Consider the following 20,550-nt stretch of genomic DNA (forward strand, 5'->3'; position numbering starts at 1 on the left):
GATTATCACGTGTTTACAAAATCTGCGGGATATTTCAGTAAAACGCGAAACATCCTGCAGACCAAGCACGCAAATCTCCCTTCTTCCAACAGAGTGTTGTCTTCCATGAAGCTAGCAGAACTGCTTACGACCCGGCGCGACGATATTCTCGAACGGTGGTTCGACCTCATCGTGAAGACCTACCCCGGTCTGAGCTCCATCTTTTTGAAAAAGGACCACCCCTGGGGCAACCCGGTTGGGGTGAACATCAAGACCGCCATCTCTGGCATCTACGACGAACTTCTTCAGGACGAGGCCTCCGACCGCCTCGCTCCGCTTATCGACACCGTGGTCCGCATCCGTGCGGTGCAGGAGTATTCTCCCTCCGAAGCCACGGCCATATTCATGCTTCTCAAACATGTCGTGCGCGAGGCCGCATCGAAAGAGGTTGAGGAATCCGGCGAAGCGCTTTCGCAGGAATGCATCCAAGACCTGTGGGACTTCGAGTCCAATGTGGACACCGTGGTACTCATTGCGTTCGACATTTACACCAAATGCCGCGAAAAACTCTTTGAGCTTCGGCTGAATGACTCAAAGCAGCGTTTTTCTGGTCTCTTGAGGAGAGCCGGCTTGGTTTGTGACTTCTCGGAGTGGGCCGAAAAAAAGGACGATGATGCTCCGGAGTCCGGTGACGGGTAACTGGCACTGCAACTTTAATCGAGGTAGGGGCTTATGAACGCTTTGTATTCACTGTTCACAGTCTTCGCACTCATCCTGATCGCTCTGTTGGGTGCGGGGGCGCTGGGAATGCATACCCTTTTTGGGATCGTCATTCCCTATTTGGCGATCGCTCTGTTCTTTGTGGGCGTCGTCATGAAGGTGATCGGATGGGCCAAATCGCCCGTCCCGTTCCGCATTCCAACAACTGCGGGACAGCAGCTTTCCCATAGCTGGATCAAACATGACAAGTACGACAACCCCGCCACTGGCTGGCAGGTGTTCGTACGCATGGCAATGGAAGTGCTGTTCTTCCGTTCCCTGTTCCGCAATCTGGCTGTGCAGCGCTTTGGAAGCACCGAGGACGGAGTGGACATGAAGGTCCGCTATGCTTCCGCCAAGTGGCTGTGGCTGTTTGCGCTGATTTTCCATTATTCTTTCCTGATTGTCTTTGTGCGGCATTTCCGTCTGTTTACGAACCCCGTTCCCGCTTTCCTTACCGGCATTGAGTGGGTGGACGGATTCCTGCAGATTGGCGCGCCCACGTTGTACATCACGGACGTCACCTTGGTGCTCGGCGTTACGCTGCTCCTGCTGCGCCGTATCCTGCTGCCGCAGGTTCGCTACATCTCCATGGTGAATGATTTCTTCCCGCTGTTCCTCATCATGGCTGTCGCCTGTTCCGGCATCCTGCTGCGCTTCTTTGCCAAGACGGACGTCATGGGCATTAAGGAGATCACCATGGGCCTGTTCAGCTTTGCGCCCCCGGCACAGCTGCCTGAGGTTGGCGTGGTGTTCTATGTCCATCTCTTCTTGGTCTGTGTGCTGATCGCGTATTTCCCGTTCAGCAAGCTGATGCACATGGGCGGTGTTTTCCTGAGCCCCACCAGGAACCTGGCCAACAACAACAGGGCGAAGCGGCACGTGAATCCCTGGAACGATCCTTCCATCAAGGCGCACAGCTACGCCGCCTACGAGGACGAGTTCCGCGAAAAGATGATCGATGCCGGTCTGCCCGTGGAAAAGACCGTCGAACAGGCCGAAACCGAGGCCCAGTAGCCCAAGGAGATAATGATGGCTTGGAATGTGAAACCAGAAGAACTTTTGCAGTACGACTACAAAGTTCCTTCAAAGAATTGGATGGATGTTCCGCCCGAGTTCCATCCGGGCAACTGGTGTTACCCCGGCAAGCCCGATGTGGTGAACTATCTCAATGACGCCACCAAGGGCCAGTTCCCCCATGCCAGGGAATGGACCCCCACCGATGAAGACTGGAAGCTGCCCGAGAACTGGCGCGAAATCGTCAAGAACGCTTTCCGCGAGCGCCTCGACAAGTACCGCTCCTTCAAGGTCTTCATGGATATCTGTGTGCGTTGCGGCGCCTGCGCCGACAAGTGCCACTTCTACATCGGTGGCGGCGACCCCAAGAACATGCCCGTGCTCCGCGCCGAGCTGCTGCGCTCCATCTACCGCGGCGAGTTTACGCTGGCCGGGAAGATTCTTGGCAAGCTCGCCGGCGCCCGTAAGCTGGAAGAGGACGTCATCAAGGAATGGTTCCTCTACTTCTACCAGTGTACTGAGTGCCGCCGCTGCTCCCTGTTCTGCCCCTACGGCATCGACACAGCGGAAATCACCATGATGGCGCGTGAAATCCTCCATGAGCTGGGCCTGAACATCAACTGGATCCTTGAGCCTGCGGCCAACTCGAACCGCACCGGCAACCACATGGGTATCCAGCCTCATGCCTACTACGACATGATGGAGTTCATGGTTGAAGACATCGAGGACATCACCGGTGTGAAGGTGAACTGCCCCGTGAACGAAAAGGGCCACGAAGTCCTCTTCATCACCCCCTCCGGCGACATCTTCGCCGACCCGGGCACCTACACCTACATGGGCTACCTCATGCTCTTCCATGAGATTGGCCTTGACTACACCTGGTCCACCTACGCTTCGGAAGGCGGCAACTTCGGTCTGTTCACCTCCGATTCCATGATGAAAAAGCTCAACGCCAAAATGTACGCCGAAGCCCAGCGACTGGGCGTGAAGTACATCATCGGCGGTGAGTGCGGCCACATGTGGCGCGTCATCAACCAGTATATGGACACCATGAATGGTCCCTCCGGTCTGGAAACCCCGGTCAGCCCCATCACGGGAACGCGCTTCGAGAACTCCGCGTCTACCGGCATGATCCACATCACCGAGTTCACCTCGGACCTGATCAAGCACGACAAGCTGAACCTGGACCCCAGCCGTAACGACCATTTGCGGGTGACCTTCCATGACTCGTGCAACCCGGCTCGCGCCATGGGTCTGCTCGACGAGCCCCGGGAAATCATCAAGAGCGTGTGTAACAACTTCTATGAGATGCCCGAGGATACCATCCGCGAAAAGACCTTCTGCTGCGCTGGCGGCTCCGGTCTGAACACGGACGAGTTCATGGAGATGCGCATGCGTGGCGGTCTGCCCCGAGGCAACGCCCTGCGCCACGTGCAGGAAAAGCACGACGTGAACATGCTCGCCACCATCTGCGCCATCGACCGTGCGACCCTGCCGCCGCTGGCGAACTACTGGGCACCCGGTGTTGACGTAACCGGTGTGCACGAGCTTGTGGCCAACGCCCTTGTTATGAAGGGTGAAGGAAAGCGTGAGACGGACCTGCGCGGTGAAGACCTGCCCAACGTGGAGTAATGGAGGGTACCTAAATGTATGACGGTGGAAAAATCATAGCCGGAATCATTGTGTTCCTCGGCTTGATGACGTTCCCGTTCTGGTACAACGTGGGCCAGGCGGCGTATGAAACGCCCGAGCTGCAGAAGCCCACGAAGGCCAAGGAATGCATCGAGGATGCACAGTGGATGAAGGCAGAACATATGCATCTGCTCAACGAATGGCGCGATGAAGTCGTTCGTATGAACAATCGTATCTACACCAGCAAGAAGACCGGCAAGCACTTCGAGATGAGCCTGCAGAAAACCTGCATGGATTGTCACTCCTCCAAGGAGAAGTTCTGCGACAAGTGCCATGACGCCGCTGCAGTCAGCCCGTACTGCTGGGACTGCCATATCGCTCCCAAGGAGGGTATGTAGGATGAAAAACACTCGACGCAACTTCCTGAAGGTCGCGGGCATCACGGCGCTTGGTGTGGCCGCTGGTGCAGGTAAGGCTGCTGCCAGCTACCTGCCCCATTACGACCACATGACCCCCAGCCCCGAGGCGCGCACCGCGAAGCGTTGGGGTATGGTCATCGATACCCGCAAGTTCCACTCTGCGGACGACTACAAGCCCCTCATCGAGGCCTGCCACAGCTACCACAACGTTCCTGAGTTCGACGGACCGCAGGAAATCAAGTGGATGTGGCTGGAGAGCTTCCACCACACCTTCCCGCATGCTCACGCTGAGTTCATGTCCGAAGATGTGGAGCACCGCCCCTTCCCGCTGCTGTGCAACCACTGCGAAGAGCCGCCCTGCGTGCGCGTCTGCCCCACGCAGGCGACCTTTAAGCGCGAAGACGGCATCGTGATGATGGACATGCACCGCTGCATCGGCTGTCGTTTCTGCATGGCTGGCTGCCCCTACGGCTCGCGTAGCTTCAACTTCCAGGACCCCCGCAAGGGCCTGAAAAAAGAGAATCCCGAATACCCCACACGCACCAAGGGTGTGGTGGAAAAATGCGACTTCTGCGTCGAGCGTCTGGCTCAGGGCAAAATGCCCGCCTGCGTCGAAGCAGCAGAAGGCAAGATCCTCTTTGGCGACCTGGAAGACAAGAACTCCGAGGTCAGGCGAGCCCTGGCGGAACACTACACCATCCGCCGCAAACCGGACCTGGGCACGAGCCCCAGCGTCTTCTACATCATCTAAGGTGGTGAGCCATGCTGGAAAAAGCGCTTACTGGAGATAAGAGATACTGGAGCTGGATAGGCTTCCTGCTGGTTCTCATCGCCATAGGCTTTGGCGCCTATGTGGTGCAGTTCCAGGAGGGACTGGCTGTCACGGGCATGAGCCGTGACGTGTCTTGGGCATTCTACATTGCCCAGTTGACCTATCTGGTTGGTGTGGCCGCCTCCGGCGTTATGCTGGTGCTGCCCTATTACCTGCACGATTATAAAAAGTTCGGCAATTTGGTCGTCTTCGGCGAGTTTATGGCTATCGGCGCTATCATCATGTGCCTGCTGTTCGTCATCGTCGACCTTGGCCAGCCCCAGAGGCTGTTCAACCTGCTGATCCACCCCACGCCGAACTCCATCCTGTTCTGGGACGCCATGGTTCTGAATGGATACATGCTCCTGAACATCATCGTGGGCTGGGCCTCCCTTGAAGCCCAGAAAAAAGGCGTCCCCTACGCGAACTGGGTGCGCGCGCTGGCAATCCTTTCGATTCCCTTCGCGTTCTCCATCCATACCGTGACGGCGTTCCTGTACGCCGGTATCCCGGGCCGCCACTTCTGGCTGACCGCTATCATGGCTGCACGCTTCCTGGCCTCCGCGTTCTGCGCTGGTCCGGCCATCATGCTGCTGCTGCTCATGATCGTGGAGAAGGTCGCGGACTTCAAGATCGGCAAAGAAGCCGTGCGCACCCTGGCGAAGATCATCACCTACGCCATGGCCGCCAACGTGTTCTTCTTCATGCTCGAACTGTTCACCGCGTTCTACTCCAACATTCCGGGACACAAGGCGTCCATCGTCTACCTGTTCTCCGGTCTGGAAGGTCACACCGAGATGGTGCCCTACTTCTGGACGGCGGCCGTGTTCGCCATCCTGTCGCTGGTGCTGCTCATCCCGTCCAAGACCCGCAACTGCAAGCCGGTGCTCATCTTCGCCCTCATCATCCTCGTTATCGCAACCTGGATCGACAAGGGCCTCGGCCTCGTCGTGGCTGGTTTCATCCCGAATATGTTCGAGGGTGTTACCCCATACATGCCCACCGGCATCGAGCTGACCATCTCCATGGGTATCTACGCCCTCGGCGCGCTCATCGTGACCGTGCTGTGGAAGATCGCCGTCAGCGTCAAGAAGGAAGCCGCCTCCTAAACGCGCGCTCCGCTTCATGACACCACAAGGCCCGCTCCCCAAAAGGAGCGGGCCTTTTTTGTCGCGCCTGCGCGGCGTGAGGAAGAGGAAAGGCTTGCCTCCGGCGGCTCAAGGAAATGATTTCCTTGAGAATCCTCATAATTTTCGGGGCGGAAGCCGCCCCGAAAATAGGGATGGGTGGGATCGTCTGTCCCTTTCTTTACACACTCATGACAGGGATTCTCACCGCCCAACCCCACCCACCAAAGCCCCCCAAAAAAATATCCACACGCCCGAGAGCCATACAGGGGTGACGACCGCCCAATCCACACGCACCCGGCCCGTGCGCACGCAGGATTCTTAAGGCCGGTAGTCCTTAAGCCGCCGGAGGCACAACAATCCCGCGCGTAGGCACCGCCCGCCAGCCACAAGGCAACCAAAAGAAACCCGAGAGCCATACAGGGGTGACGACCGCCTAATCCACGCGCACCCGGCCTGTGCGCAAATGGGATTCCAAAGGGCCCACGGTCCTTTGGCCTGCGGAGCAAAAAAAACCACACAAGCACCACCCACAGCCCAAAGGGTTGCCAAAAGAAATATCTCCCACGGTTCCAATCTGTTGTGATGTCCGCCACTGTCTGTGTTGTGTTGTTGGCAGGGGAGTTGCTTGTTTTGGTGGTGAATACTGCATTTCCTTGTCGTGTTCTCCTGCGCTTTTGCGTTCGTAATCCATTCCAATGAGTTGCGCAGATGCAGTTGTCTGACCGTGGCATGACGCGCCGTGTCGAAAGGCTGACACGGGCACTTGTGGTTGCAGCGTGTATCGACGGCTGGGGCTGATGCCTTGGCTGGTGGAGCGTGAATTGGAGGGGACGATGACGCATTGGGAAGATGTTGGGCTTGGGTGCGTGTTGGTTGTGGATGAGCGTACGTTGGTGCAGTCGTTGGTGACGCTTGAGTCGGTGCGCTGGAGGGGGCGTGCTGGGCTGGTGTGCGTGTTTGGCATTGGCGACAGCGTGACGGCTGTGTTGGGGGCGCTGCACTTCCCGGGGATGCGGGTGGTGAATTGCGCAGAGGTGCTGGAGGGCATCCCTGAGGGGGCGACTCCGGCGGACCTTGCCCCAGCGTGCGCGCTGTGGCTGCTGAAGGCGGCCCCGCAACTGGGGGGGGTGGCGATGCTGTCGCACGAGACGGTGCTGTGCCGCCCGGTGGATGAGCTGTATGCGTCGGCGGCGGAGGACGCGGCGCTGTTTACGTTGCGTGGTGGTCGCGCCCCGGGCACAGGCGCGGATGGTGCGCCGCCGTTTGTGGGCGTGCCCCGATGCCGCGAGGGGTACCAGACGCTGACGCGGTGGTCGCGTGCGGCGGTGGAAGGCCGCGTAGGCGATGTGGACGACATTGTGCGCGGCATTGCCAAGCGCGGTGATTGTGCGGTTGTTGCGCCATGGACCATGGACGCGCCGCTGTCTGGGGCGCTGGAGGGGGACGAGCCGCTGTTGCTGGATGGAAGCCCAGTGGGCCTGTGTTGGTTCTGGAAACCGGTGATTATGGAGCCGAATACATTTGTGCCGTGTTTTGATGAATCATGGCAGCCGGGCCTTGAGGCGCTGGAGCGGGTGGTGCTGCCGATGGTGCGCCGCCTTGCGGCGTTGACGGCGTTGGTGCGCAGTGTGGCGCCGGACTTTGACTGGCGGGTGCCGGTGTCGGCCAAGGCGGTTGGCGCGCGGCATGTGCTGGTGACGTGGCATGAGCCGGGCATGCCGCGCCTGCGGGCGCCGCACCTGCCTGTGCGCTTTGACGGTGATATTGTGGCGTACCTGCCGCCGGAGATGGTGCAGGCCAGCCCGGTGCTGCGCCCCGCGGGAGGGGGCGAATGCCTGTGGCATATTGATGACCTGCGCGGCGCGCCCCATGACGAGGCGGTGTACGCGGTGGAACATTTGTGCAGCGGAGCGACGGTGCTTGCGGAATTTGCGCAGAACCTGCGTGAGCAGCGCGAGACGTTCCCGCGGCATGGGGAGCTCCTTGGACGCGAGGCCGCGTTGCTTGCGGCGTCCGGACAGGGGGAGGCCGCCTGTGAGCGGTATCTTGAGGCCTGCGCGGCGGACCCCTTTGATGAAGATATGACCCGCAAGGCGGCGGGGTGCCTGTTGGAATTTGGGCGCGAGCCAGAGGCCTTTGCCCTGCTGGGGAATTGGCTGGATGCGTCGCCGGATTCCACGGAACTCTTTGCCCTGCACCAGCGGTTGATGCGGGCACGCATCGCACGATGCATTCAGGAGTGCGAGGTGGACGAGACAGGGTACGAGCGGCGGCAGTATACGCTGAGCGTTTTGGTGTCTTCCTACGCCGCAGAGGCTTTTATGCGGGAGTGCCTGAGTGATGTGATGAACCAGACCGTGGCCGATGAGCTGGAGGTGCTGGTGGTGGACGCGGCGTCGCCGGAGAATGAGGGGGCGATTGTCCGCGAATTTGCGCAGAGGTATGGGAATATCAGATACATCCGCGCTCCGCGCCGCATTACGGTGTACGAGGCGTGGAATGTGGCGGTGATGCTGGCGCGCGGACAATTCCTGACGCCGTTTAGCACCAATGACCGGTTGCACAACGCGGCGTATGAGCGTCTGCTGGCGGCCATCCGCGAAGACCCGGCCATTATGCTGGTCTTTGGCAATACGCGCCTGACCGATGCGCCGCACGGCACGTTTGAGCACCATTCGCCAAGCCCGGAGAGCGGCGGCTATTGGGAATGGCCGGACTATAGCTTTGCGTACAATCTGGACAAGCCGACGGTTGGGCCGCATCCGGTGTGGCGGGCCTGCGTGCATGATTCGGTAGGGTACTTTGATGAGCGGTACGAGCGCGTTGGCGATCAGGACTTCTTCCTGCGTGTGGGGCGCGCGCACCGCGTGGTGAACATCCCGGACTTTACGGGGCTGGCGTGGCTGGACCCGGACGCGGTGTCGCGAAACATTGCGGCGGTGCGGGAATTTGGGAGCATCCAGCGCCGGTATAAGCGCCGCGCCTATGCGGACATTGTGGAGAACGTCATTGCGCAGAATGCGGTGTCGCTGGCTGAAGATACCCTGCGCGAGGGCGCTGGGGCGCCCTTGGCGGGGCGCTTGGTGCATGGTCTGCCGGATACGGCGCTGGTGCGCGGCATGCGCAAGCTTATTGCCCGTATGGAGGCGCGCGCCATATGAGTGCCGTCAGTGTGTGCATCCCGGTGTACGGACGGCAGGAGCTGACCCTGCGGTGCCTTGAGGCGCTGTGCCGCCATAGCCCGGCGCGGGCGTTGGAGGTTGTGGTGGTGGATAATGGCTCGCTGGATGGAACGCCCCAGCGAGTGCCACAGCGCGGGGCGGAACTCTTTGGGGAGCGGTTCCTCTACGTGCGCAGAGAGCGCAATGATGGGTTTGCCATAGCCTGCAACGAGGCCGCACGGCATGCCACAACGCCCCTGCTGTTCTTTTTGAATAACGATGCGGAGGTCTGCGAGGGGTGGCTTGCGCCGCTGCTCAAGGTGTTCCGCGAGGAGCGGCGCATTGGCGCGGCAGGGCCGGTGCTGACGTACCCGGAGACGGGGCGCGTGCAGCACTGCGGCATTGCTTTTGATCCGTTTTTGCACCCTGTGCACCTGTACGAGCATTTCCCGCCGGAGCACCCGGTGGTGCGGCAACGCCGGCGGGTGCAGGCGCTGACCGGGGCGGCGCTGATGATGCCGGGGCAGGTGTTTGCGGATGTTGGCGGCTTTGATGAGGGGTACGTCAACGGGTATGAGGATATGGACCTGTGCCTGCGGCTTCGCGGCGCGGGATGGCGGCTTGTGTGCGTGCCGGAAAGCCGCGCCGAGCATGCCACCAGTTGCACCCCCGGACGGTTTGCCAACGAGGACGCCAACGTCCGGCGTTTCCGTGAGCGGTGCGGTGATGCCCTTGTGCCCGATGCGCACCGCATCTATGAGGCGGACGGCTTTCTGCCGCGGTTTAACGACTGGCTGTCGCTGTATGTGGCCATGCCGGGGGATACGCGCGTGGCGCTGGATGCGGGAGTGTGGACGGAGCGCAAGGCAGTGGAGCAGGCCTTGATGCGCCACCCGCTGTGGGAGAACGGCTACCTGTTCTGGCACGATATTGCGGAGCGTGAAGGGTGCGGGGACACGGCTTTTCTTGCGCGGTTCTTGCGGGCCGCGCTGTTTCCGGGCCGGGAGAGTTTTATTGATTTTGCGCAGGCGGCGGGAAATACGGGCGATGTGATCACCCAGCGCATAGCCATGGCCCGCCTGAAGCAGGCCGAGGCGCGCCAGCGCGACGGCGAGGGGCTTCGGGCGCGCGCCGATGCCATTGCCGACGCCGCCGAACAAAGCGGCGACGACGTCGCCCTGCGGATGTGCGTGCAGTGGTTCCGGCGCGAGGGACGCGGCGGTACACGCTAAAAAGGAGTGCTGGCGCACGGCCAGCAGCTAGACGCCTCAGGTCCCGCCGTAGCCGACAGTGACGGCGCCGTCCTGCACGATGACCGGGACAAGGCGCTTGCCGCCGGAATGCTCCCGCATCTCGCGCATTTTGTCCGGGTCTTGTTTGACGTCATGGTATGCTGCGCCGGGGTGGGCCGACCTGGCCTTTTCCGTATAGGGTCAACCAGCCTTGCCGTAGATGATGGTGCTCATGGCGTCTCCTCGGATAGATGATTTCAATAGATAGTCCGTGAAGACGATGTGGTTGTCAATGCGTGCGCAGGTTCGCGGCCGCAAGAAGGCTTTCGGCCTCCCGTGCGGGCACGGGCTGGGAGAAGTAGAAGCCCTGTGCGCAGGGGCAGTCGTACCCGCGCAGTTTGTCCGCTTGCTCGGGAATTTCCACACCTTCGGCCACGGCGCTAAAGCCAAGATTCTGGGCTAGCCCAACGATGGAGCGAACAATGGTGCCGCAGTCTGCGTCCGTGCAAATGCGCGAGACAAGGCTGCGGTCGATTTTTATGACGTCGATGGGGAATTCCACCAGATAGCTGAACAGCGAATATCCGGTGCCGAAGTCGTCCATGCTGATGAGGATGCCCATCTCCCGTAGGCGGCCCAGTGTTTCCACGGCCACGGGGGCGTTTTGCATCAGCACGGTTTCGGTGATTTCAAACTTTAAGAGATGCGGCGGTGCGCCGGTATCGCGCAGGATGTCGCGCACGTCCCCCAGCAGGGTGGGCATCATGAATTGCCGCGCGGAGAGATTGACGCTGACGGGGATGCAGAGGCCGCAGGCGTCGTGCCACTGGCGGACCTGACGGCAGACCTCGGTGAGCACCCACGCCCCAAGGGGAATGATGAGGCCGGTGTCCTCGGCAATGGGGATGAAGTCGTCGGGAGAGATGCGCCCAAGCTCTGGGTGGTTCCAGCGGATGAGCGCCTCCAGCCCGGACATCTGCCCGGTGCCGAGGTCCACAATGGGCTGGTAATACAGCTCAAAGTCCTGCTGGTCGAGGGAGCGGCGCAGGTCGGTCTCCAGCTTGAGTTGCCGCACGGCGTGGCAGTGCATCTTGTTATTGAAGACCTTAAAGCGGCCGCGTCCTTGCTCCTTGGCGCGGTACATGGCGGTGTCCGCGTCGCGCAGGATGGATTCCGCGTCCGCGTAGTCCTCGGAGATGAAGACAATGCCGATGCTGGCGGCGGTGAAGACCTCGCACCCGCCAAGGCGAGTGGGGCGGGTGATGGTGTGCAGAATGCGCTTGGCGACCTTGATGCTTTCGCGCGGGGCGCTCACGTCGTCCAGCAGCACGGCGAATTCGTCGCCGCCGAAGCGGGCGACGGTGTCCACGTCGCGCACGCAGGTGGTCAGGGTCTTGGCCACATGCGTCAGCAGCAGGTCGCCCACGGTGTGCCCGAGGCTGTCGTTGATGACTTTAAAACGGTCAAGGTCCAGATACAGCACGGCGAACAGTGTTTCGGGCGAGCGCTTTTTGCGCCGCATGGACATGTCGAGATGATTGAGGAACAGGCTGCGGTTGGGCAGGCTGGTCAGGGGGTCGTGAAAGGCTTGGTGCTTGAGCTGGGCCTCGTACTCCTTGCGGCGCGTGATGTCGTCCACTGAGCCTTCAAAGTGCAGAATCTCGCCACGCTTGTTGCGCACGCACCGCGCATTGAAGGCCACCCAGATGATCTGCCCATCCCGGCGGCGGGCGCGGGTTTCGTGGTTGGAGACGCTCCAGTTGGTGAGCAGTTTGCGCATGAAGGGGCGGTCGTCGCCTTCCTCAAGCAGCGGCGACGCACCAAGGGCGCTGAAGGCGGTGAGCAGTTCCGCTGGCGTGTCGTAGCCAAAGATGCGCGCCATGGCGGGGTTGGCGTCGGTGTAGGTGCCGTTTGGCGCAATGCGGAAGATGCCCTCTGTGGCGTTTTCAAAAATGCTGCGGTAGTCGGCTTCGGCCTCGCGCAGAGCGTTTTCGGCAATCTCGCGTTCCAGAATTTCCGCCTTGAGCTTGGCATTGGCCTGCTCCAGTTCGGCTGTGCGTTCGCAGACGCGGCGTTCCAGCCTGTCGTGGGCCTCGCGCAGTTGTTCCTCCACGAATTTGCGTTCCGTAATGTCGCGGATGATGAAGACCACGTCCGCATCCGGCCCGCGCGGGATGACGGAGACGGAGAGTTCTATGGGGAATTCCAAATCGCCGAGAACGGTTTCGAACTCCGCCGTGCCCCGGCGTTTGGTGGCGGGGGCATCGGCGCGGGCGGAGAGGGAGATGCCCGTCAGGGTGGCGATGTCGTCCATGGACTTATGGAGCAGATCGCAGATGCTCCGGGTGCGCAGTTCCTGCTCGGACAGGAGGAACATATCCAGCAGCGCGGGGTTGGAGGAGCGGATGACGCCCGTGCGGTTGGTGACCACAATGCCATCCGCCGTGGTGTTCATGATGGCGGTAAATGTGGACTGCGTGTCGGACAGGCGCGTTGTGGCGTCGTCCGCGGATTTTTTGAGCGAGGCGATGGATCCTGCCAGCTCGCGGGTGGTGGAGCGGATGGCGCGGGCGGCGTCGCCCACTTCATCGTCGGAGGTGATGCTGAGGTCGGCTGTGAAGTTGTGCCCCCGAACTTGACGCGCATAATCTGCCAGATGCCGCAGCGGACGTGTTAGCCTGTTGGTGTAGACCCACGCGGCAAGGGCAAACAGTGCGAAAAAGGCCAGCGCAAGAATTTGGTGGTCCAGAATGGAGCTGTGCATTGCGCTTTGCACGGGGCGGTGGTCCATGCCCACGTGCACGGTCAGGTCCGTGCCTGCCACAGGGCAGGAGCCGTCAAGGTAGCTTTGGGACTGCGCGGCGGAGATGCGGCGGATGCCGGTGGCGCTGGCCTGCATGGTGGCGGTCAGGAGCGGCTGCGGCACCTCGCCTGCAAAGGTATGGGCCACTGGGCGGCCTGCACTGTCGGTGACGAGCACATAGGACACGCCGTCAATGGTATCAATATGCTGCAAAAGCCCATCCAACGGCTCGGCCGCGCCGTTGGCCTGCGTGACATCGCGCGCGAGGTTGGCGGCAAGGGTTTGGGCGATGGCGAGGGCCTTGCCCTCGTGCTCTGTGGTGAGGCGGGTGGACAGGCGCCACGCGGAGTATCCGCCGGAAGCCAGTGCCAGCGCGCCGAAAGCAATGATCAGAAAGACGAGAACGCGGAGAAAGATGCGCGGTGATGGCATGTTACATTCCTCCGGGGGGCAGGGCGGAAACGACGCCTCGCACGGGCCGCAGGGACGCAGGGGCGACGCGCGGGGAAAAAGCAAGACGGCAGGTAAGCACAGTGACGGAGCGTGGTGGCGGCAACGGAAAAGGAGATGTGAGCGTCATGCAGGCTCCGGGTATGCGTTATGGTGTGGAATGTATTGACGGTGCATATCACTTTATCTATTGCTGTTCAATGCTTGTGCAATAGTCTGTTTTTCTTGTGCGTGGTTCAGACGCTTTGATGCGCCGTTTTTGTTGACGCAATGTATGCTTTTGCAGCGGGAGTGCATGCAGGTGAAGAGACGTCAATTTCTGCATATGGCAGGGGTTATCTCGGCTTTGACGCTGGCCCGGCCCCGGCAGGTCCTTGCGGCGGGCGCAGGGCGGACGCGTTGGCGCATGGGCGTGCAGTGGACGGCGGACATGCCCCTCCTGACCCGCGGCGTGTTTGCCTTTGCGCGCGAGGTCGCCCTTGTGTCCGAGTCGCGCCTTGCCATTGATGTGAACGTGGCGGGCGGTGCGGCGTCGCCCGGCGACATCCTTGCGCAGGTGGCGGCGGGCGAGTTGGACTGCGGGCACGTGCTCCTCAGCCACCAGCGGGGCAGTGGCGCGGCGCTGGAGGCGTTTGCTTCGGTGCCCTTTGGATTGGATGCGCCGGGCATGAATGCGTGGCTGTATCATGGCGGCGGCATGCCGCTGCTGCGCGAGGCGGCGCTGGAGCGCGGCGTTTTTGCCTTGCCTATGGGCGATACCGGCGGCGGGCCCTTTGCGTGGACGCGCGGCGTCGAAGTCGCCGCGGATGGCGTGAGCGGGCTGAGACTGCCGGCGCGCGGGCTGGGCGCACGGGTATTGACCGCCGCCGGGGCGCAGGTGCCGGAGGGCCTGCCCGCAACCGGTGCGGCGATGAAGGCGGCATTTGCCTCACAGCACCTTGATGGGGCATGGTGGCATGGACTCGCCTGCGAAATGGCCCTTGGGCTGGACGCGGCGGCGGACGCCGTGCTGCTGCCGGGATGGCTGCGGCCCTCGGAGCGCCTTGTTCTGATACTGAACAAGGCCGCGTATGAGGCGCTGCCCGCCGTGGTGCGGCATATGGTGGCGGTGTGCGCCGCACAGGCGGACCTGCGCATTCAGGCCGCGTGCCGCCACGCCGCCGCGGCGGGCTGGGCGGAGCTGTTGCGGCGCAGGCCCGATATGCCACGATATTTCCCGGCGCGGCAGCTTCGGAGGTTGCATGACGCGGCGGATGATGTTTTACAGACTGTGGCGGCCGGGGACGGATTGGCGTCCAAGGTGCTTACGCAGTACCTCGCGGCGCTCCCGCGCGCAATGCGTGGTGGCCGGTGGCCAGGAAACGGCGGGACCCGTGGGACCGCATGACTCGAATTCTTACAAGGATGACAACAGATGAAGATCGTCGTTTTGGATGGACAGACGCTGAATCCGGGTGACAACCCGTGGCTTCCCATAGAAGAGTTGGGTGATGTGACCGTCTACCCCCGCACCGAGCCGGAGGACATTGTGGAGCGCGCTCAGGGCGCACGCATGGTGCTCACCAATAAATCGGCGCTGACGGCGGATGTTATCGCCCAGCTGCCGGACATGCGCTACATCGGCGTGCTGGCCACAGGCTTTGACATGGTGGACCTTGAGGCCGCCGGACGGCGCGGCATCCCCGTATGCAACGTGCCCGGCTACGGCACCAACGCCGTGGCGCAGTTTGTGTTCGCCATGATTTTGGAGCTGAACCACCGCGTGCGCGACCATGACCTCAGCGTCAAGGATGGCGACTGGGCGCGCAGTGAGGACTGGTGCTACTGGCGTTCGCCGCAGGTGGAGTTGACGGGCCAGACCATGGGCGTTGTGGGCTTTGGCGCCATTGGCAGCCGCGTGTGCGAGCTTGCCCATGCCTTTGGCATGCGTGTGCTGGTGAACACCCGTACCCCCAAGCCCGTGCCGGACTACGCGCCCTTCAGCTACGCCTCCATCGAACAGGTCTTTGAGCAGTCCGACGTGGTCAGCCTGCACTGCCCGCTGACGCCGGAGAACGAAGGCTTTGTGGATGAGGCGCTGCTTTCGCGCATGCGTCCGGACGCGCTGCTGGTGAATACCTCGCGCGGGCGGCTCATCAATGAGCCTGACCTTGCCGCCGCACTGCATGCGCATAACCTGCGCGGCGCGGCGCTGGACGTGGTGTCCCACGAGCCCATCGCCCCGGACAATCCGCTCCTCACCGCGCCGGGTTGCCTGCTGACCCCGCACATTGCGTGGGCGTCCCTTACCGCGCGGCAGAACCTAATGCGTCAGGCCGCCGCCAATATTCACGCCTTCCAGCAGGGCCGTCCCATTAACGTGGTCAACGGCGACCTGCTTGTGGGTTAGTCCGCTCCCACGCGTTTTCAGCCCCTGAGGGGCAAGCGATACGAAAAAAGCCCCCGCATAAGCGGGGGCTTTTTTCGTGGCCGTATGGCGCAGGCCAACCCGTCTGGGGCAGACCGGTCTGGGCAGACCGGCTTAGTGTGCGGGGCTGCGCCGCGGCGCTTTGGCCGGAAGCGGCTCCACAAAGCGCAGGCGCAGGAAGAACCCAAAGCCGCCGCCAAGGGCGATGCCCAGCATGTTGGCCGCCGCATCCGCCAGCGTGCACCGGCGGTTTGGCAAAAAATTCTGCCAAAATTCAAGGGAAAAGCCGAGGAGCAGCAGCACCAAAAGGGCGGCAAGGGCCACGGTGCGGGTGCGGAAGGCTGGCGCGGCCACAGTAGCCAGCATGGCGAAGGCCATGAAGTGGAGGACGTTGTCCAGCGAAACAGAGAAGAACAGCGTCTTGTACGGCGGCATAAACCCGGAAAACAGGCTCACGGCCACCAGCGTGCAGATGCCAAGCACAAAAAGCAGGAAAAAGGCGCGCCGCAACAGCTCGCCATTGTGGGTATCATCCATGCGGGAGCTAGCGGTCCTTTCTGCGTGTGATGAGGTAGCGCGTCAGACCGGCCAGCAGGCCGCCGGTCACGCCAAGGAAAAATGCCCGGGGCGGGTCGAAGTGGAAGGCAAATGTGGCGATGACCCCAAGGGCTCCGCCAATGAGCACGCCGCGAAACAAGGCTTCCTTCATGAGTCGTCCTGTGGCTTTTGAGGTTTTTGGTGCAAGGCACCATACCTGTTTGCCCCGGCTTACGGAAGGGGGAAAGTTGGCGCTCCTCCCCCCGGATTGGCGGCAGGGCTGGCGCTAATAGGGATAGAGCGTTTCGCCGTCCCAGTACTGGGTGTGGTTGTGGAAGGCTTTCCACGCAAACCACATGCAGTCCATGCCGGGCATGGGCGCAAGGCGCGTTTCCCGCAGGCGGCCCTGCACGGCCACGCCGTGGTGGTTCCACTGGGTGTGGGTTTCTGTGTCGCGGATAACGCCGTCCACCAGTTCGAAATGCAGGGGCCTGTCGTTGACCGTGGCGGCAAAGGTGCGCACCGTGTCGAGTTGCGGGTCGTAAAAGGCGGCGACGGGGTTGAGGCCAAATCCGAGGGTGACGGCCTTCACCTGTTTGACGGTGTCCTTGTTGATGGCAAGGGCGGAGCCGCCGTGGTCGGCAAGGCCTATGACGCGCGTTTTGGGGTGCACGCGGGTGTCCGTGTGCAGCAGGGGATAGTACGAGCCGCCGGTGTCGTAGTAGGTGCCACTGCGGCGGTAGGAGCCATACGGGTCGCGGCTGTAATTGACGTTCGGGCCGGAGCGCGGGCGCGACAGCACCTGCGCGTCGGGGTAGACTTCGCGCGCGCGTTCCCATGTGGTCCACAGCAGGCCGAACCGCTGGAGAAATTCGCCCTTTACCGGGCCGTCGATGGCTTGCCCCAGAATCTGCGGCCAGCGCGCGCCGGTGGAGCGGTCGTACAGGATGCGGTTGGAGTTGAGCAGCTGGTTGGTGGTGCCAAGGCTGGTGGCGTCGCCCTCAATGCGGCCAATGTAGCCGATGAGGCTGCCCGTGAAGGGGCAATAGGTGACGCAGCGGAACTGCTCATCGCCCGCAATGTTGACCACCTCGTGCCGTAGCAGGACGAGGCGGGGATAGATGCGGACCACGCCGTCCGGGGCTTCCTCCACAAAGACGACTTCGTCGCGCTCCAGCACCAGCGAGGCGTTGGGCACGGAGATAAAGCGCGGACGGTCCACAGGGCGGACTAGGTCGCGGGCTTGGTCGTCACCGACGGTGTAGGCCTCAAAGGCCTTGAGGCGTTCCTCGGTGAGGGGACGCGCGGAGGCGCAGGTGGGGGACAGCAGCCAAACCACGGCAAGCGCGGCAAGAGCGGCAGGGAAAAAACGCAGCATTGCAAGGGGGATGAGTCTGTTTCGCATGGTGTTCTCTTCGGCCATAACAGACTCCGACTTTAGCCGTGGGCGGCGTTTCGTGCAAGGCGCTGGGCAAAAATCGCCGCGGCGGGGCGGCGCAGTCGGAAATCGGAGAGGAGAGATGTGGCGCATGCACACCCCTTCGTCTGCATGGGGTGAGGCATGATGTGAGCAGGGGGCAGCGCTGGGCTGCCAAGGGGGCGGGCGGGGGATGCATCAGGGCCAGCGCAGGGCCGGCCCTGATACATAGGCTAGTTCCAGAACGTCTGCATGGACGTGGCGGAACCGGACAGCAGCATCTGGAAGGAGCCGCCGAACATATCGTCGCCAGTCTGGGCAAGGTAGGCGGCAAGGCCCGTGCGGGCGCGCATCACCTGCGGATTGTGGGCGGTCTTGAAGCCCATTTCCGTCATCTCGGCAATCTGGTCGTAGGCTTTGACCAGCTGCGGGTCGTCCTTGAAGAGCTGTTCGATGGCGTCGGCGTGCTCGTGGTCGCCGGCCACAACAATGTTGCCCTCTTCGTCCTTGCGCAGGGAAAAATCTTCAATCTCCGAAAGACCTTCGTCTTCCAGCCGCTTGTTCACGGTGTTCAGGAACACCTCGCGCATGCTCTGCATCTGGGCCTGCAAGCCATCGAGCACGTTGGTGGTGGGGCTGGTGCGGACCATGGCGCTCAGGCGGTCACCCATGGTGGAGAAGGTGACGTCGTCAAGAGTGCGTTCCTCTTTGCCGGTCTGCTTGCGCGCTGCGGCTTCCTTGGACTCCTCGTCACCGACTTTCACGGACATCTGGTTGGTCAGGCTGTTGTAGACGCCACTGATGGCCATATGCGTTTCTCCTTCTTTGTGCAGTGGTAAAAGTTGCCGCTGTGGCGGCTTAAGGGGGTGAAATGCATAAGGCGGGCCAATGTGCGCCGCCCACAAAAAAGGCCACCCCCGAAGGGGTGGCCAAAGAGCCTGTGGTGTTTGCGGGGGTGATTAGGCTTCGACCCGTTTACCAGCCACCCGCACCAACACAACGATGGCGACAAGGCCGGCAGGCAGCACGATCTCGATAGGCAGGCCAAGGCCAGCCGGGATGTAGCCAAAGAGGATGGTCACGGTGGCGACGGAAAGCGCGTAGACAATCTGCGTTCTGACGTGGTCCAGATGGTCGCACGCCGAACCCATGGAGGACAGGATGGTGGTGTCCGAGATGGGGGAGCAGTGGTCGCCGAAGATGGCGCCGGTCAGCACCGCGCCAATGTTCATGATGACGTAGCTGTGTTCGGGGTTGATGGCGTAGGCCAGCGGAATGGCCAGCGGCATCAGAATGCCCATGGTGCCGTAGGACGTGCCCGTGGCAAAGGAGATGAACGACCCCAAGATGAAGATGATGGACGAGAGCAAAAACGCCGGAATGGCGTCCGACAGCACCTGCACAAGGTAGGTGGCGGTGCCCAGCTCCTTAATGATGGCGGACAGCGACCACGCCAGCAGCAGGATAACGGCGGTGATGTTCAGCGACTTCACGCCCTGCACCCAAATGGACACGGCCTGTTCCAGCTTCAGGATGCCCCGGCAGATGCCAATAAGCACGGCAAGAATGCCCGCAATAAGCGCCGCCTGGAAGAGCACCACAGAGGCGTCGGATGCGCCAAAGCATTCCTGAATCACGCGGAAGGACAGGGGCGACTCCTTCACCATGGCGATGACTGCGGCGTCGCCGCCGGCCATGATGACATCGCGGCCGTTGAAGTAGAAGCCAAGGAAGGCCGCCACGATAAGCGTGCCAATGGGAATGATGGCGTACCAGATGCTGGGCGTAATGTTGGGGTCGGGCTCCAGTCCGGTAGCTTCATCGGCAACCATGGGCTTGGCGTCGTCGCCGAGCACCTTGCCGGATGTGCGGGCGCGCATCTCGGCCTTGCGCATGGGACCAAACTCGCGCAGCAGAAAGATGGTGGCGATGATGAAGCACAGGATGAAGATATTGTAGAAGCGGTAGGGGATGGTCTCCACAAACGCGCCGTAGGCGTTGGCTTCAATGCCAACGGCCTGGAAGCCGTCGCGGATGAGACCAATCTCGTAGGCGACCCAGGTGGAGATAAGCGCAATGCCCGCGATGGGCGCGGCGGTGGCGTCGATGATAAAGGCCAGCTTCTCGCGCGAGACCTTCATCTTGTCCGTAACCGGACGCATGATGGGGCCAACGGTCAGGGAGTTGGCGTAGTCGTCAAAGAAGATGAGGATGCCAAGAATCCACGTCACTAACTGCGAGCTGCGCGGGGAGTTGGCGCGGCGGGCGAGGGCCTCGGCAATGGCCTTGGCGCCGCCCATTTTGGACACAACGGCAATCATGCCGCCGATGGCAAGGCACTGCAGGACGATGCCCGCGTTCCACGGGTCCGCCAGCGAGGCAAGAATCTCGTTGGACAGGCGCAGGAAGCCATGAACGATGCCGTTGTAGATGTTAAATCCCTTGCTCTCCAGCATAAAACAGCCGGAAAAGACGCCAATGAACAGGGAGAAGATGACGTTCTTCGTCATGAAGGCCAACACGATGGCGACAAACGGGGGGATAAGCGTCCACGCCCCGTAGTATTTCGCGTTGACCGGGCCGAGGCTGGCGTCAGCGGCGAAGGCGTATCCGGAAAGCAGTGTGACAAGTGCCACGGCCAGCGCCATGACGGTGGGAATCCTGTGCATCAGTCTTTGTCCCATTGGAAATGAACCTCTCTTAAGCTCTTGAGCGTGCTGTGCGCGTATGTGCGCGGTCATAATGAAACCATTGTGCAAACACCACGGGGCAATAGCCCAAAAGCGCGGCCCGGAG

The 20,550-nt window shown here is 61.7% G+C and carries 17 protein-coding genes; 10 read left to right on the top strand and 7 right to left on the bottom strand.

Annotation, left to right across the window (positions count from 1 at the left end; all coding sequences use genetic code 11):
* The first annotated feature begins 105 nt into the window (after positions 1-105).
* From ACYQ2T_RS01445 to ACYQ2T_RS01480, 8 genes are all read left to right on the top strand, one after another.
* Positions 106-678, top strand: coding sequence for an RsbRD N-terminal domain-containing protein (locus ACYQ2T_RS01445; RefSeq protein WP_404845690.1), 573 nt, complete (start codon positions 106-108; stop codon positions 676-678).
* Positions 679-711: 33 nt separating this feature from the next.
* Positions 712-1,755, top strand: a complete 1,044-nt coding sequence (gene dsrM, locus ACYQ2T_RS01450) for a sulfate reduction electron transfer complex DsrMKJOP subunit DsrM (RefSeq protein WP_459897857.1) — start codon at positions 712-714, stop codon at positions 1,753-1,755.
* Positions 1,756-1,770: 15 nt separating this feature from the next.
* Positions 1,771-3,387, top strand: a complete 1,617-nt coding sequence (gene dsrK, locus ACYQ2T_RS01455) for a sulfate reduction electron transfer complex DsrMKJOP subunit DsrK (RefSeq protein ID WP_404845825.1) — start codon at positions 1,771-1,773, stop codon at positions 3,385-3,387.
* 14 nt (positions 3,388-3,401) lie between these two features.
* A complete protein-coding gene (dsrJ, locus tag ACYQ2T_RS01460; RefSeq protein ID WP_404845692.1) occupies positions 3,402-3,785 on the top strand; it encodes a sulfate reduction electron transfer complex DsrMKJOP subunit DsrJ in 384 nt (127 codons plus the stop codon).
* A 1-nt stretch (position 3,786) separates the two neighbouring features.
* Positions 3,787-4,557: a sulfate reduction electron transfer complex DsrMKJOP subunit DsrO gene (gene dsrO, locus ACYQ2T_RS01465; protein WP_459897859.1), complete on the top strand. Its 771-nt coding sequence runs from the start codon at positions 3,787-3,789 to the stop codon at positions 4,555-4,557.
* Between the two features lie 11 nt (positions 4,558-4,568).
* Positions 4,569-5,726: a sulfate reduction electron transfer complex DsrMKJOP subunit DsrP gene (gene dsrP / locus ACYQ2T_RS01470; RefSeq protein WP_404845694.1), complete on the top strand. Its 1,158-nt coding sequence runs from the start codon at positions 4,569-4,571 to the stop codon at positions 5,724-5,726.
* A gap of 854 nt (positions 5,727-6,580) precedes the next feature.
* Complete coding sequence (locus ACYQ2T_RS01475; protein WP_459897862.1) at positions 6,581-8,908, top strand: glycosyltransferase; 2,328 nt, start codon at positions 6,581-6,583, stop codon at positions 8,906-8,908.
* On the top strand, positions 8,905-10,140 hold the full coding sequence (locus ACYQ2T_RS01480) for a glycosyltransferase family 2 protein (protein ID WP_459897864.1): 1,236 nt from the start codon (positions 8,905-8,907) through the stop codon (positions 10,138-10,140). Before ACYQ2T_RS01475 ends, ACYQ2T_RS01480 begins: the two co-directional genes overlap by 4 nt.
* 36 nt (positions 10,141-10,176) lie before the next feature.
* Here the strand turns inward: ACYQ2T_RS01480 and uxx1 are convergent, their stop codons facing one another.
* On the bottom strand, positions 10,177-10,374 hold the full coding sequence (gene uxx1, locus ACYQ2T_RS01485) for a UXX-star selenoprotein family 1 (RefSeq protein WP_459897866.1): 198 nt from the start codon (positions 10,372-10,374) through the stop codon (positions 10,177-10,179).
* A 55-nt stretch (positions 10,375-10,429) separates the two neighbouring features.
* Positions 10,430-13,375, bottom strand: a complete 2,946-nt coding sequence (locus ACYQ2T_RS01490; RefSeq protein ID WP_459897867.1) for an EAL domain-containing protein — start codon at positions 13,373-13,375, stop codon at positions 10,430-10,432.
* 313 nt (positions 13,376-13,688) lie between these two features.
* On the opposite strand from ACYQ2T_RS01490, the gene ACYQ2T_RS01495 reads away from it, so the two are divergent.
* Both ACYQ2T_RS01495 and ACYQ2T_RS01500 read left to right on the top strand, forming a co-directional pair.
* A complete protein-coding gene (locus tag ACYQ2T_RS01495; protein ID WP_459897869.1) occupies positions 13,689-14,780 on the top strand; it encodes a hypothetical protein in 1,092 nt (363 codons plus the stop codon).
* 27 nt (positions 14,781-14,807) lie between these two features.
* A complete protein-coding gene (locus ACYQ2T_RS01500) occupies positions 14,808-15,782 on the top strand; it encodes a D-2-hydroxyacid dehydrogenase (protein ID WP_404845700.1) in 975 nt (324 codons plus the stop codon).
* A gap of 132 nt (positions 15,783-15,914) precedes the next feature.
* Here the strand turns inward: ACYQ2T_RS01500 and ACYQ2T_RS01505 are convergent, their stop codons facing one another.
* The 5 genes from ACYQ2T_RS01505 to ACYQ2T_RS01525 form a co-directional block, all read right to left on the bottom strand.
* A complete protein-coding gene (locus ACYQ2T_RS01505; protein WP_404845701.1) occupies positions 15,915-16,337 on the bottom strand; it encodes a VanZ family protein in 423 nt (140 codons plus the stop codon).
* A 7-nt stretch (positions 16,338-16,344) separates the two neighbouring features.
* A complete protein-coding gene (locus ACYQ2T_RS01510; RefSeq protein ID WP_404845702.1) occupies positions 16,345-16,509 on the bottom strand; it encodes a hypothetical protein in 165 nt (54 codons plus the stop codon).
* Positions 16,510-16,623: 114 nt separating this feature from the next.
* The gene (locus ACYQ2T_RS01515) at positions 16,624-17,760 is read right to left on the bottom strand and encodes a DUF3179 domain-containing protein (protein ID WP_459897872.1); all 1,137 of its coding nucleotides are present in this window, start codon (positions 17,758-17,760) and stop codon (positions 16,624-16,626) included.
* Between the two features lie 227 nt (positions 17,761-17,987).
* Entirely contained in the window at positions 17,988-18,563 is a 576-nt protein-coding gene (locus ACYQ2T_RS01520) for a hypothetical protein (protein ID WP_459897874.1), read from the bottom strand.
* Between the two features lie 150 nt (positions 18,564-18,713).
* On the bottom strand, positions 18,714-20,423 hold the full coding sequence (locus ACYQ2T_RS01525; RefSeq protein WP_459897876.1) for a Na+/H+ antiporter NhaC family protein: 1,710 nt from the start codon (positions 20,421-20,423) through the stop codon (positions 18,714-18,716).
* Positions 20,424-20,550: the final 127 nt, after the last annotated feature.

This window comes from Desulfobaculum senezii, assembly GCF_054657395.1.